The following is a 14,163-nucleotide window of genomic DNA, read 5'->3' as shown; positions in this document are numbered from 1 at the left end:
TATCATTGTTCTTTTTTATTAGTTCTTTTCAATTTTTGTCATATTTATATACTTATTAATCATAATTAATTAGTAATGCATATTTAAATAAATTCTAATACATAAAAAAGCCAGGTAATAAAGGTAAAAGTACTTTCAAGTAGAATTTTATATATATGCAAGAATAAAGTATTTAAGGGTTAAAATTAAATATTTTCGATTTTATAATAAGAATTCTAAATATTATATTGATATTATATTAAAATTTAATTAACATTATTAAGTATGTACAGTTTTGCCTTATAATTTATACTATAGAATCGTAATAAAAATTTTAGTATACATGAAATATGAGCAGGATTTATATGTCATGGGGGGATAGTTATGATAAAGACATACAATATGGGAATAGATGTAGGATCAACAACAGTAAAAACTGTGATTTTATATGATGATATACCTATTTATAAGGAATATAGAAGACATTTTTCAGATGTTAAAAAAGCTGTTAAAGAAATACTACAAAATGTTTATGATAAATTAGGGGATATTTGTGTATCCGTGGTAGTAACAGGATCTGGAGGAATAGATATATCAAATTATTTAAATTTAAAATTTATTCAAGAGGTTATTTCATCTACAAAGGCAATAGAAATATTTCACCCTGAAACAGATGTAGTGATAGAACTAGGTGGAGAAGATGCCAAAATCACGTATTTAAGTGGTGGTATTGATCAAAGAATGAATGGAATATGCGCTGGTGGAACTGGAGCTTTTATAGATCAAATGGCTACGCTTTTAAAAACAGATGCCAAAGGTTTAAATGAAATGGCAAAGGATTATAATGTTATTTATCCTATTGCTTCAAGATGTGGTGTATTTGCTAAAACAGATATACAGCCACTTATAAATGATGGTGCAAAAAAATCAGATATAGCTATGAGTATTTTTAATGCTGTTGTTGTACAAACAGTAAGTGTTTTATCTTGTGGAAGAAAAATAGAAGGTAAAATTGCTTTTTTAGGAGGGCCATTATACTTTTTATCTCAGCTTAGAAAAGCGTTTCAAAATGTGTTAAAACTTAAAGATGAAGATATAATTTTTCCAGAAGATGCTCAACTATATATAGCTATGGGTGCTAGTCTACTATCAAAAAATGAAGATTTTTTAGTATTACATGATTTATTAGATAGATTAGATCAAATTAATCATACTGATATTGTTGGGAGTAAGGGTTTAGAGCCTTTGTTTAAAGATTTTAATGAATATGATGAATTTACACATAAACATGATAAAAATTCAGTGGAAAAAGTAAATATTAATAAAGTAAAAGGCAATGTATATTTAGGTATTGATGCAGGTTCAACTACTACAAAAGCTACATTAATAGATGAAGATGGAAATTTAGTATATTCATATTATAGTAGTAATGAAGGAAATCCTTTAGAAACTTCAATAAGAGTTTTAAAAGACATATACAAGATTTTACCTCAGGGTATGAAGATTCTTTCCTCTTGTGTAACAGGATATGGTGAAGCATTACTTAAAATGGCCTTAAAAGTTGATTATGGAGAAATAGAAACCATAGCTCATTATAAAGCTGCAAAATATTTTAACGAAGGTGTAGATTTTATTTTAGACATTGGTGGTCAAGATATGAAGTGTCTAGAAATAAAAAACGGAGTAATTGATAGTATTATATTAAATGAAGCTTGTTCTTCAGGATGTGGCTCATTTTTAGAAACTTTTGCAAAATCTTTATCTATGACTATAGAGGACTTTGCTAGAGTTGGTATAAATTCAAAAAATCCTGTGGATTTGGGATCTAGATGTACAGTATTTATGAATTCTAAGGTTAAACAAGCACAAAAAGAAGGAGCTACAGTAGCAGATATTTCTGCGGGACTTTCTTATTCAGTAATAAAAAATGCTTTATTTAAAGTTATAAAAATAAGAGATTTTAGCAGGCTTGGCAACAATATAGTTGTTCAAGGTGGAACTTTTTACAATGATTTAGTTCTTAGAGCTTTTGAAAAGTTAACAGGAAAGGAAGTTATTAGACCTAATATTGCTGGCTTAATGGGTGCTTTTGGTTGTGCTTTAATTGCAAAATCTCAGTATAAAGAAGGCTATAAAAGTCAATTGTTAGATATAGAGGGCCTTAATAATATTAAATTAGATGCCACAGTCAGAAGGTGTAAGGGTTGTTCAAATAAATGTTTACTTACAATAAATAAATTCTCTGAAGAGGAAGTTTTTATATCTGGAAATAGATGTGAAAATGGAGCTTTTTTAAATGGAGATAAAAGCATAAAAATAAATAAACAAAATCCTATTAATTTATTTAAGTTTAAGTATGATAGATTGTTTAAACATTATAAATCATTAAGTAAAGAGGAATCAAAAAGAGGGGAAATAGGAATACCTAGAGTTCTAAATATGTATGAAGATTACCCATTTTGGTATACATTTTTCACATCCCTAGGATTTAGAGTGTTGTTATCAGAAAGATCGTCAAAACAGTTATACGAAAAAGGTATAGATTCAATAGCATCAGAAACCGTATGCTATCCAGGTAAAATGGTTCATGGACATATTCAAAGTTTAATTGACAGAGGAATAAAAACTATTTTTTATCCTGCTGTTACCCATGAATACAAAGAAGACAAAAGTGCTGATAACAATTATAATTGTCCTGTGGTAATATCTTATTCTGAAGTTATAAAAAATAATTTAGAAGATTTAAGAAGAAAAAATATTAAATATATTAATCCTTTCTTAAGTTTAAATAATAAAGAAATATTAAAACATAGATTATATGAAGTTATTAAAGATAACTTTAAGGATATTACAAAGTCAGAGGTATTTAATGCAGTAGATGAAGCAACAAAAGAAGAAAATAATTTTAAAAATGAAGTAAGAAAAGCAGGAGAAGATGCACTAAAATATATAAATGAAAATAACTTAAAAGGAATTGTTTTAGCAGGTAGACCTTATCATTTAGACCCAGAAATTAACCACGGAATACCTGAGCTAATAAACTCTTTAGATATGGCAGTGCTTACAGAAGATAGTATTTGTCATCTTGCTAATTTAGATAGACCCCTTCGTGTAGTGGATCAGTGGGTATATCATTCAAGATTATATAAGTCCGCATCTTTTGTGAGAAATTTTGATAATTTAGAGTTGGTTCAGTTAAACTCTTTTGGATGCGGTTTAGATGCAGTAACTACGGAACAAGTGGAAGAGATTTTAAGTGAAAAATCTAAAATTTATACTGTTATAAAAATAGATGAAGGTAATAATTTGGGAGCGGCAAAAATAAGACTTAGATCTTTAAGAGCTGCTATGAAAGAAAGAGAAGAAAATAACATAAAGGAAGAAAACATAGAAATTAAGAGAATACCTTATGTTAAAAATACAAATCTTAATATGACTCATACTCTACTTGCACCCCAAATGTCTCCTGTACACTTTCAATTTATACAAGAGGCTTTTAATTCTTGTGGATGGAATGTGGTAATACTTGAAGATACTAATAGAGAAGTAATAGAAGAAGGCCTAAAGTATGTACATAATGATGCTTGTTACCCAGCAATAATTGTAATAGGCCAATTAATTAAGGCTTTAAAATCAGGTAAATATGACCTAAATAATACGTCTGTAGCTATTACTCAAACAGGTGGAGGGTGTAGGGCAACTAATTATATTGGTTTCTTAAGAAAGGGACTATATGAAGCTGGTTTTAAGGATATACCAGTTATATCACTAAGTGTAAATAATATAGAAGATAATGGAATAATGGCTAATATATCATTAAAACTAATTCACCGAACTATTATGAGTGCCATTTATGGAGATTTATTAATGAAGGTAGTATATAGGGTAAGACCTTATGAAACTGTAAAAGGAAGCACTAATAAGCTTTATGATAAATGGGTAATCAAATGCAAAGAATCTGTAAAAAATGGTAAATTTTCAGAGTTTAAAAAAAATATAAGAAATATAGTAAAAGACTTTGATAACTTAGAAATACTGAATATTACTAAGCCACGTGTAGGGTTAGTTGGAGAAATTTTGGTTAAATTTCATCCAACAGCAAATAATAATGTTGTAGATATATTGGAAAAAGAAGGTGCAGAAGCAGTAATGCCAGAACTTATTAACTTCTTTACTGCTTGGTCTGTAAATACTCTTTTCAAAAGTAAATATTTAGAAGGAAGTAAGAAATCAACAATAGGAGCTAAGATATTTATTAAAATTGCTAACCTTTATCAAAAAGCTTATATGAAATCATTAAAAGAAAGCAAAAGATTTTCTCCACCAAATGATATTAGAGATTTGGCTAAAAAAGCCTCTGAAGTAGTATCACTTGGAAATCAAACTGGAGAAGGTTGGTTGTTAACAGGTGAAATGATAGAACTTATAGAGGATGATGTGAAAAATGTTATCTGCATGCAACCTTTTGGATGTTTACCAAATCACATAATTGGTAAAGGATCTATTAAGGAGCTAAAAAGAAGATATAAGGATGCAAATATAATTCCAATAGATTATGATCCATCGGCAAGTGAAGTAAATCAAATAAATAGAATAAAATTAATGTTATCAAATGCATTTAAGACAATGAATAATAAGGAAATGACTTATATAGATATTAATGATTACAAAGCTAAAGAGCCGGAAGAAAATAAAAATGAATGTTTAGCTAAATGCTAAGTATCAAGAACAGATTAGAACTATTTCTAATCTGTTCCTGTATATAAAATAGAATTTTATCAACAATGAATATATTTATTATGATATAATAAAATTCAATATACTAGAAAAGGTGGAGTAGTTATGAAATCACTTAAAGATGCTATATCTTTAGATTATTTAGATTATGATGTAAGCGAAGATATTAGTATCCATGAAGGAAGATTTTGTGTTTACTTATATAATAAAAAGTATAAATGCTACGGCAAAGTATTTTATAAAATGACCACTCCCATGTCTATAAATTTTAAAGGAAAAGTTTTATCAAGAAAAGACTATGATGTAGATATAACCTTAGATTATGATAACGCTATATTAGAAGTTTATGGTTATAAACCAATAAACGTAACTGTAACGGTATCTAGTGATTTATTATTAGAAGGTTACATTAATGATGGATATATTAAGTCAAAAAATTACTTTGTAGATAGTATAGATTTTTATATAGTAAATCTTGATAGATATTCAGGCAAACTTATAATGCACGAAGATAAGCTATTTGCTGGGAGGATGGAATTTAATATAAGGGATTTAGAAGTAACCATTGATAAAAGATATGATTTTACAAAGGAACTAAATCGTGAACTAAAAGATAAATCTGGAACTATAATTACCCACATCGGAAGAATAAAAAAGAAAGATAACAGTTTATTTAAGACAAATAATATAAATGATGTGTTGGACAACATATCTATGGCACTTAGCTTTATGTGTGGAAGATATGTTGATATATGTATAGTTAAAGGGTATGAGTTAAACAATAACATATTTAGATTATGTAGAGAATGCATAGTAAGTCCTTTTAGATTTGTACCTAATTGGAAGGATACCATATCTAATAATCATAATATAGAAAAATATATGACGTTAATGTGTAAAAGATTAAATGACTTATACTATGGACATGCTATTAAACAAGTTATTGATTGGTATATAGAAACATTGGGTAACACTACTATAGAAAACAATATTATTTCCATGCAAATTGCACTTGAGACTTTATCTTATGTAGTTTTAGTTGAGCAACAAAAGATTTTAAGTGATGAGGAATTTGATGAGAATTTATCATCAACAAACATTAGAATGTTACTTAATAGTTGTAAAATTTCTACAGGAAAAGAAGAGCTTTATTTGTTTGATGAATATATTCAAAGTAAATTTTTAGATGGAGTAGATTTAATTACTTACTTTAGGAATAAAATTGTTCATCCAAGTAGAAAAAGAAATAGAGCAACTCTTCATGTGGAAGATATGTGGAATATAATTCAAATTGCCATAAGATATGTGGAATTGGTTATACTACATTTAATAAGCTATAAAGGTGAGTACTCCAATAGATTAAAAGAAAGATCTTATGGAGAAGTAGAATTGGTGCCGTGGAATTTCTATGATAGAAAGGAATAACAATATGAAGCTTTATGGATACAAAAAATGATCTACAGCAAGAAAAGCCAAGAATTGGTTAAAGGAAAATAATATAAACTTTGATGAAATAGATTTAGTAGATACACCACCGACAAAAGAAGAAATGAAAAAAATTTATGAAGAAAGTGGGCATGAATTAAAAAAATTCTTTAATACAAGTGGTATAAAATATAGAGAATTAGGACTTAAAGAAGTGTTAAAGACTGCAAGTGAAGATGAAATGCTTGACATACTTGTAAGTGACGGAAAACTTATAAAAAGACCTTTATTAGTAGATAATAAAAAAGTTTTAATTGGTTTTAAAGAAAATGAATATAAAGAAAACTTATTATAATTAGAAATCTCCTTTGATTAGTTCAAGGGAGATTTTTTTATAGTTGACAAGGTGTAACAAAACAGTTACTATATGTGTATATAATATATATACAGTTATAAACACTATATACACGTCTTATGTATGAAAGGAGGTAAGTACAGTTGAATGTAATTATAAGTAACTCTTCAGCAGTACCACTTTACGAACAAATTCAAAACCAAATTAAGTCACAGATTTTAAGTGGAGATTTACGTAGTGAGGAATTACTACCGTCCATAAGATCTTTAGCTAAAGAACTAAAGGTAAGTATAATTACTATAAAAAGGGCTTATGAAGAATTAGAAAAGGAAGGATACATACAAACTGTTGCAGGAAAAGGTAGTTATGTATGTGGACAAAGTACAGAAAGATTAAAAGAAGCCGCATTATTTGAGATGGAAAGTAAGCTTGAGGAAATAATTCTAGGAGCTAAAAAGATGGGAATAAATGAGAAAGATTTTATAGAGATTGTTAAAAGTATTTATGAGGAGGTTTAAATAATGAATGCAATTGAAATTAATAATTTAAGAAAGGATTTTGATAATTTTTCTTTAAAAATAGAAGACCTGAAAATACCAGAAGGTTTTGTAACAGGATTTATTGGACCAAATGGATCAGGCAAAACAACTACAATAAAATTAATACTTAATATGTTGAGAAGAGATAGGGGAAGTATTAAAGTATTTAACCAAGAATATGAAGGTAATGATATATCTTTAAAGGAGAACATAGGATATGTGGGAGAGTTTAATGGATATTTACAAGAATCAAAATTAAGTAGGATAAAAAAATCTCTTTGTTTATTTTATAAAAACTGGGATGAAATACTTTATAAAAGATATATGAAAGAATTTGAATTAAATGAAAATGAAATTTATAAACAATTATCTAAAGGTCAACAAAAGAAATTTGAAATAGTAATGACTTTATCTCATCACCCTAAAATAATTATAATGGATGAACCTACAGCCAATCTGGATCCTTTAGTTAGAAATGAAGTACTAGAAATGTTACAAGAAAGAATTGAGGAAGATAATGCTACAGTATTTTTGTCAACTCACATAACTAGTGACTTGGATAAAATTGGAGACTACTTAGTTTTTATTTATAGGGGAAAAATTTTCTTAGCTGATGATAAAGATAGTATTTTACAAAAGCATATTATAGTAAAAGGAAATAATGAATTATTGCAAAAAGAAACAGAGGATATATTCATATCAGTTAATAAAAATAGCTTTGGATTTGAAGGTTTAGTAAAAAATAAAGAAAAGGCATATGAACTATTTGGTGAAGAAGTAGTTTACGATAAACCTAACTTGGAAGATATTTTAACTTATTACACAAGGGGGAATAAGTAATGAGAAATATAATGAATTTAGTGAATTTAAGTTTTAATAATTTTCTTTCAGTAAAGAAAATGGCTTTATTTATCTTAGTTGCATTTGGTGGTGCTTCTCTAGTCAATCCCAGCTTTTCAACAATGTTAATGGGGATGATGACTTATGTTATAGCATATCAAACTATGGCTTATGAAGATTCCTATGGGATAGATTATATGATTTCACACTTACCTGTTACAAAGAATGAATATGTAATTTCTAGATATATTTTCTGTATAATAACTATTGTTGGAGCTAGTATATTATGCTCTTTGATATTTTTTATATCTAATAAAGTAAATTTAGTTGATCTAAGTGGAATTGATTATAAAATGATTTTATATATTGGTATAATAAGTGCCGTTACCTTAGTATCAGTATTTACTCCAGTTTTATTGTATTTTGGAATGAAAAAAGGTAGAATGGCAATGGTATTTATATTTATGATTATTGTAATGATACCATCTTTAATTGTTAATGATATGGAAATGGCTATAAACATATTGAATAAGTTAAGTGAAATAAATATTAATCTTTTTAGTGGAATATTAACAATATTAATGCTGCTTATCTCATACTTTATTACTAGGTTTTTATATGAGAAAAAAGAAGTAATTTAATGTAAAATAGCATGATAATATATATTTATCATGCTATTTTTATATTTTAATTTAAGCAGCTTTATTATTATCATCATTATTTGCTTGTTTTTGTGCTAAGGAGTAAAGAGGAAGTCCAATTAAAGTAACAATTACACCACCTAAAGATATTAGAGTATTTTCCATTCCTGCAAATAACAATTGATTAATTACAACAAATAATCCACCAGCAATAGCTATTATAGGTATTACTGGGTATAAAGGAACTTTATATGGTCGATTTAATTCAGGTTGTCTTTTTCTAAGTAGAATTACGCCCATAAATGTTAATACATAGAAAGACCAAATTGCAAACATAGATAAGTCAGTTAACAAGTTAAATCGGCCAGATAAAGCATAAAGAGCAGACAAAATCCCCATTACTATGGTTGCACTTCCAGGAACGCCGCTTTTATTTAATGAACCATAATATTTATAACCTGGGATAGATTTTTGTTGACCTAAAGTATAAAGAACTCTTGGACCAGTTAATAAATAACCATTAATGCAACCGAATACAGAAATCAGAATTCCTGTCGTTATAATTTTACCACCAACAGGTCCAAATATTACTTGTGCTACAGCAGAAGCTGGTGAATTATAATTTGCTAACTCGCTTGCTGGTAAAACCCATAAGTAAGCAACGTTTATTATTATATAAACCACCATAACAAAAGCTAAACCAACAATAATTGCTTTTGGCAAATCTTTACCAGGATTTTTCATTTCGCCAGCTATAGCACCAACATTAATCCATCCATCATAGGCAAATAATATGGCAATCAATAACTGACCTATTATAGATGCAGTAGATACACCAGGACCTACTAAAGGAGAAGTTATAGGATTATTACCATTACCTCTCATAAAACCAAAAATTATTATTAAAACAAGAGGTATTAATTTACACGTTGTAGCTATTATTTGTATAAGACCAGTTGTTTTAGAACTTAAAGTGTTTAAAATACTAATAAGTAAAATAACACCTAAAGTTATAGGAACTACTAAGCTTTCATTCTCTATAAGTGCTGCACTTTGATTACCAAATATAACTGCCAGAGCGGCGACAGTAGCAGGAAAAAATAAAACACACTGCATCCATCCAGTTAAAACGCCAAGTTTTTTACCATAAATTTCTTCAATGTAAACCATCATACCACCTGTTTTGGGAATGGCAGCAGAAACTTCTGCAGCGGTTAAACCTGCGGTTATTGTCATAACTCCAGCCACAACCCAAGCTATCATGCCAAGTCCAGGTTCTCCACCTGTTAAAGTATAAACTGCTTGAGGCTTAAAAAATACTCCACTGCCAATAACCATACCAATAACTGTAGATAAAGCGGCAGTAAAACCTAAGTTTTTTTGTAATTTTTCACTCATAATGTAAATTTCCTTTCAAGTATATTTTCTAAATGATAATTATAAATTCGACTATAAAAATGTTAATATTATTAAAATTAATAACATGTAATTTAATTCTCTAAATTATATATTAATATTTGTAAAAGGATATTTTTTATGTACTCATGAAAAATTTAAATTTGTTAGGAAATCTATAGAATAATAAACTTTTAGACACGATGTAACACTGTTGCATTTAAATAAGTATTATATTTATTGTAAAAAATGAAATTATATAATAAAACCATAGCAAAATATTTGAGATGATTAAAGCTCTTCTAGATATGAATATAGAAATAGGTGATGAAATTACAATTATTGATAATGATATGAGAGAGCTAAGGGCAGAAGAAAATTATACTATTAATTATGAAGTTTTATGTATAAATAATAGAGTAGTTAAAAGAGGATATAATGAAAATGAAAAAATTTATAGTGTAAATTATTTATTACAGTAGTAGCTTATCAAAGTAAAATTTAAAATTTGATTTATTAAAAATTTTTATATATACTAGAGTAAATAAATAATTTTAAGTGGGTGGGATAAGACATATGGATAAAATATTTAATGATAAATTAAATTTATTAACTAGGGATTTAAAAGAAATGAAAAAAGTAGCAATAGCATATTCAGGTGGAGTAGATAGCAACTTTTTATTAAAAGTTGCCAAGGATGTATTAGGAGAAAATGTTGTAGCTATTACTATTAGTGCTATGATGCATTCAAGTAGAGAAATTGAAGAAGCTGTAAATTATGCTAAAGAATATGGGGTTAATCATATTGTTTGTAATATTGACAATGTAGATCTGCAAGAATTTATAGAAAATGGACCTCTAAGATGTTATCATTGTAAGAAATTTGTATTTAGTAAAATAAAAGAAATAGCAAGTGAACATAATATTAAATATATACTTGATGGAACTAATTTAAGTGATTTAGATGATTATAGACCTGGACTAAAGGCTTTAGATGAATTAAATATTGTAAGTCCTTTAAAAAATGCTAAATTAAGTAAAGAAGAAATTAGGATTTTATCAAAAGAATTAAATGTTGCTACATATAAAAAACCTTCTTTTTCTTGCTTAGCTACTAGAATACCAGTAGGGGATAAAATAACTAAAGAGAAACTTAGAATGATAGAAGAAGGAGAAAATTTTTTACAAGACAATAATTTTACCCAGTATAGAGTACGAGTACACGACAATATTGCAAGAATAGAAGTTGATAAAAATGAAATTTGCAAATTTTACGATGATGAAATGATAAATAAAGCAAATCTAAAATTTAAAGAAATAGGTTTTAAATACGTTACATTAGATTTAAATGGTTACAAAACGGGAAATATGAATTAAGAACAGGAGGAACAAATGAAAAAAGAATATACTTTAGTAGCACCATGCTTTTTTGGTGTGGAAAAAATGTTAAGCAGAGAAATACAAAACTTAGGATATGAAATAATTAAAACAGAAGATGGAAGGATTACATATAAAACTGATGAATATGGTATAGCCAAATCAAATATTTATCTAAGATGTGCAGAAAGAGTTCATCTTAAGGTGGCAGAATTTGAAGCTAAAAGTTTCGATGAGTTATTTGAAGGTACAAAAAAAATAAACTGGGCAAAATATATACCTTTTGGAGCGCAATTTCCCATATCAAAGGCATCTTCAATAAAATCAAAATTATACTCAACTCCAGATATACAATCTATAGTTAAAAAAGCTGTTGTTGAAAGTTTAAAGAAAAGTTATTTAGAAACAGGACTACTAAAAGAAGATAAAGAAAAGTATCCTATATTTGTGTTTATACATAAAGATAAAGTAACTTTAACAATAGATACATCAGGAACAGCTCTTCATAAAAGAGGATATAGAGAAAGAGCTAATAAGGCACCGATTAGGGAAACTCTAGCTGCAGCCATAATGGAACTTGTTCCTTGGAGGCCAGGAAGAACTTTAGTTGATCCAATGTGTGGTTCTGGAACTCTTTTAATAGAAGCTGCTATGAAAGGAATAAATATGGCCCCAGGACTTAACAGAGAGTTTATTTCTGAGTCATGGAGAACTTTGGACAAAAAAGTATGGTGGGATATAAGAAGAGAAGCTTATGCTCAGGTAAATGAAGATATAGAGTTTAAAATATATGGTTACGATATAGACGAAGAGGCTTTAGAAATAGCTAGAGAAAATGCAGAAATAGCAGGTGTAGCAGATTATATAGAGTTTAATTATGGCGATGCTACTGAGTTTACTAGTGATGAAGAATATGGATTTATAGTAACTAATCCACCATATGGAGAAAGATTAGAAGACACAGATACAGTTAAAATGCTTTATAAACAATTAGGATATACATTTAGAAAACTTAAAAATTGGTCATACTACCTTATTACTTCTTACGAAGATTTTGAAAATGAATTTGGAGGAGAAGCAAGTAGAAGAAGAAAGTTATATAATGGTATGTTAAAAAGTAATTTATATCAGTATATAGGATCAAGACCACCTAAAAATAATAAATAATTTATAAAAAGTTAAATATATTCCCTTAAACTGAATATATATTATAATAAGTAGGTTTAAGGGGGTGTAGAATTGTTTAAAACAAAAAAGAACCTGAGAAGAAATGCAAAACACAAAGAACCAAGAAACAATAAGAAAAATTCTTCATATGTGGAAGATTACAATGAAGTAATATTAAATGATTTAGTTGATGAAAATAAATCCAATAATGAAGATATTATACAAGAAGAACCAATAAGAAAGACGAAAAAAAAGAAAGCAATTAATTTTAATTTAGGAACTAAGAAAAAATCTACTTCAGATGAAGATAAAAATAAAAAAGGAAAAACTCTAAATAAAAAACATAAAGGCGATAATGATGAGCCAAAAGAAATTATAGATGTAGAAAGTAAAAAAGATAAAACAGAAGTTGAAGCTAAACCTAAAGACAACAAATCAACAAAGTCTAAAAAAACTAAAAAAGAGTCTAATAAATCATCCAAAAAGAATTCAAAAAAACAACTAAGCGAAGATAGCACAAGTAAATCAAGCAAATTAAATAAAAAGACGTCGAAAAAAGATAATAAGCCTACTAAAGAAGACAAAGGTAAAAAAACATCTAAAAAATCAAGAAAAGAAGATGAAGTAAAAATCAAATCAGTAGAAAATATTGAAGTAGAAGAAGTAAATAACGAAGAAGATGAAATTTTAGAAGGTAACGTTTTTAGAAGTATGGAAGAAGATAAAGAATCTATTGATGAAAATCCTCAGATAGAAGTTGATGAAGAAAAATTAAGTGAACATAAATTTGAAGATATAATTTGGTCAGATGACAAATTTCCTAAAAACTAAATAAAAGACTATAAAAGCTAAATCTTAAAGGTATATTTTTATTTTATTATATATCTTTAGATTTAGCTTTATATTTTTTTTGTATAAATACATAATAGATAATAATAAGAAATCTTAAGAAAAAAAGAAAATATAAATAAAAGAACAATCTTATGTTAGAATATAATAAGATTTACTTACTTTAAGGAAGTAATCTTTTATTTTGAAAAATTTCATGTATAATAAAATAGAAAGAGTGATTAATATGACTTATAAAGAACTATTTTTAAAAGTGGATGATATATTGCAAAGTAGTGATAAACCATCAGTAGAAATTAGAAAGATGATTGATGAAGGGCAATTTGATCAAAAACCCTTTATAAAAATTAAAAACTTGGAAGATATAGAACAAAATTTAATTCATCATCCTGAGGGAAATGTGTTAAATCATACCTTATTGGTAATTGACAAAGCAAGTGATTTGAAAGATAAATCTAAAAATAAAAGAGTATTTATGTGGGCAGCATTATTACATGATTTAGGTAAATTAACAACCACAAAAAAGAGAAAAAATAAAATAACTGCTTATGGACATGATTTACAAGGAGAAATACTATCGAGACAATTTTTACATCAAGTTACAGAAGATGAAAAATTTATAAATGAAGTATGTATCTTGGTAAAGCATCATATGCAACCATTATTCTATGATAAAAAGCTACCATATTTTAAAGAAAAAGAAATTGTTGATGAATGTGATTATGAGGAAATAAGCTTACTTTCATTGGCTGATAGACTAGGAAGAGCTAGTTTATGTGAAGAAAAAATAAAACAAGAAGAAAAAAGAATAAATAATTTTAAGAACTTCTTTGCTGACAAATATAAATAGGAGGGAATA

12 protein-coding genes are annotated in these 14,163 nt (G+C 27.4%); 11 read left to right on the top strand and 1 reads right to left on the bottom strand.

The window, feature by feature from the left end:
• Positions 1–363: 363 nt before the first annotated feature.
• The 6 genes from TVTCOM_RS12140 to TVTCOM_RS12115 all read left to right on the top strand — a co-directional run bounded on the left by TVTCOM_RS12140 (position 364) and on the right by TVTCOM_RS12115 (position 8,516).
• A complete protein-coding gene (locus tag TVTCOM_RS12140; protein ID WP_434796541.1) occupies positions 364–4,698 on the top strand; it encodes an acyl-CoA dehydratase activase-related protein in 4,335 nt (1,444 codons plus the stop codon).
• A 123-nt stretch (positions 4,699–4,821) separates the two neighbouring features.
• Entirely contained in the window at positions 4,822–6,141 is a 1,320-nt protein-coding gene (locus tag TVTCOM_RS12135) for a hypothetical protein (RefSeq protein WP_434796540.1), read from the top strand.
• A gap of 73 nt (positions 6,142–6,214) precedes the next feature.
• A complete protein-coding gene (locus tag TVTCOM_RS12130; RefSeq protein WP_434799739.1) occupies positions 6,215–6,496 on the top strand; it encodes a Spx/MgsR family RNA polymerase-binding regulatory protein in 282 nt (93 codons plus the stop codon).
• A gap of 143 nt (positions 6,497–6,639) precedes the next feature.
• Complete coding sequence (locus tag TVTCOM_RS12125) at positions 6,640–7,014, top strand: GntR family transcriptional regulator (RefSeq protein WP_434796539.1); 375 nt, start codon at positions 6,640–6,642, stop codon at positions 7,012–7,014.
• A 3-nt stretch (positions 7,015–7,017) separates the two neighbouring features.
• Positions 7,018–7,875, top strand: a complete 858-nt coding sequence (locus tag TVTCOM_RS12120) for an ABC transporter ATP-binding protein (protein WP_434796538.1) — start codon at positions 7,018–7,020, stop codon at positions 7,873–7,875.
• On the top strand, positions 7,875–8,516 hold the full coding sequence (locus TVTCOM_RS12115; protein WP_434796537.1) for an ABC-2 transporter permease: 642 nt from the start codon (positions 7,875–7,877) through the stop codon (positions 8,514–8,516). Before TVTCOM_RS12120 ends, TVTCOM_RS12115 begins: the two co-directional genes overlap by 1 nt.
• 51 nt (positions 8,517–8,567) lie before the next feature.
• On the opposite strand, the gene TVTCOM_RS12110 is transcribed toward TVTCOM_RS12115, so the two are convergent.
• The gene (locus tag TVTCOM_RS12110; RefSeq protein WP_434796536.1) at positions 8,568–9,914 is read right to left on the bottom strand and encodes an APC family permease; all 1,347 of its coding nucleotides are present in this window, start codon (positions 9,912–9,914) and stop codon (positions 8,568–8,570) included.
• Between the two features lie 284 nt (positions 9,915–10,198).
• Here TVTCOM_RS12110 and TVTCOM_RS12105 point away from each other — a divergent pair, with 284 nt between their 5' ends.
• The 5 genes from TVTCOM_RS12105 (at position 10,199) to TVTCOM_RS12085 (ending at position 14,154) form a co-directional block, all read left to right on the top strand.
• On the top strand, positions 10,199–10,393 hold the full coding sequence (locus TVTCOM_RS12105; RefSeq protein ID WP_434796535.1) for a hypothetical protein: 195 nt from the start codon (positions 10,199–10,201) through the stop codon (positions 10,391–10,393).
• Between the two features lie 94 nt (positions 10,394–10,487).
• Positions 10,488–11,288 (top strand): ATP-dependent sacrificial sulfur transferase LarE, encoded by an 801-nt coding sequence (gene larE / locus TVTCOM_RS12100; RefSeq protein WP_434796534.1) that lies wholly within the window; start codon positions 10,488–10,490, stop codon positions 11,286–11,288.
• 15 nt (positions 11,289–11,303) lie between these two features.
• On the top strand, positions 11,304–12,455 hold the full coding sequence (locus tag TVTCOM_RS12095; protein ID WP_434796533.1) for a THUMP domain-containing class I SAM-dependent RNA methyltransferase: 1,152 nt from the start codon (positions 11,304–11,306) through the stop codon (positions 12,453–12,455).
• Positions 12,456–12,527: 72 nt separating this feature from the next.
• Complete coding sequence (locus TVTCOM_RS12090; RefSeq protein WP_434796532.1) at positions 12,528–13,286, top strand: hypothetical protein; 759 nt, start codon at positions 12,528–12,530, stop codon at positions 13,284–13,286.
• A 214-nt stretch (positions 13,287–13,500) separates the two neighbouring features.
• Positions 13,501–14,154: an HD domain-containing protein gene (locus TVTCOM_RS12085; protein WP_434796531.1), complete on the top strand. Its 654-nt coding sequence runs from the start codon at positions 13,501–13,503 to the stop codon at positions 14,152–14,154.
• Positions 14,155–14,163 lie beyond the last annotated feature (9 nt).

Origin of the sequence: Terrisporobacter vanillatitrophus (genome assembly GCF_051148895.1) — a bacterium.
GTDB classification, from domain to species: domain Bacteria; phylum Bacillota; class Clostridia; order Peptostreptococcales; family Peptostreptococcaceae; genus Terrisporobacter; species Terrisporobacter vanillatitrophus.
This window is presented reverse-complemented; position numbering and strand designations above follow the sequence as displayed.

Excerpts from the sequence above, each read along its gene's own strand:
- TVTCOM_RS12140 (WP_434796541.1), top strand. The coding sequence starts at position 364 with ATGATAAAGACATACAATATGGGAATAGATGTAGGATCAACAACAGTA.
- TVTCOM_RS12105 (WP_434796535.1), top strand. The coding sequence starts at position 10,199 with ATGATTAAAGCTCTTCTAGATATGAATATAGAAATAGGTGATGAAATT.
- TVTCOM_RS12115 (WP_434796537.1), top strand. The coding sequence starts at position 7,875 with ATGAGAAATATAATGAATTTAGTGAATTTAAGTTTTAATAATTTTCTT.
- TVTCOM_RS12085 (WP_434796531.1), top strand. The coding sequence starts at position 13,501 with ATGTATAATAAAATAGAAAGAGTGATTAATATGACTTATAAAGAACTA.
- TVTCOM_RS12110 (WP_434796536.1), bottom strand. The coding sequence starts at position 9,914 with ATGAGTGAAAAATTACAAAAAAACTTAGGTTTTACTGCCGCTTTATCT.
- TVTCOM_RS12095 (WP_434796533.1), top strand. The coding sequence starts at position 11,304 with ATGAAAAAAGAATATACTTTAGTAGCACCATGCTTTTTTGGTGTGGAA.
- TVTCOM_RS12135 (WP_434796540.1), top strand. The coding sequence starts at position 4,822 with ATGAAATCACTTAAAGATGCTATATCTTTAGATTATTTAGATTATGAT.
- TVTCOM_RS12120 (WP_434796538.1), top strand. The coding sequence starts at position 7,018 with ATGAATGCAATTGAAATTAATAATTTAAGAAAGGATTTTGATAATTTT.
- larE (WP_434796534.1), top strand. The coding sequence starts at position 10,488 with ATGGATAAAATATTTAATGATAAATTAAATTTATTAACTAGGGATTTA.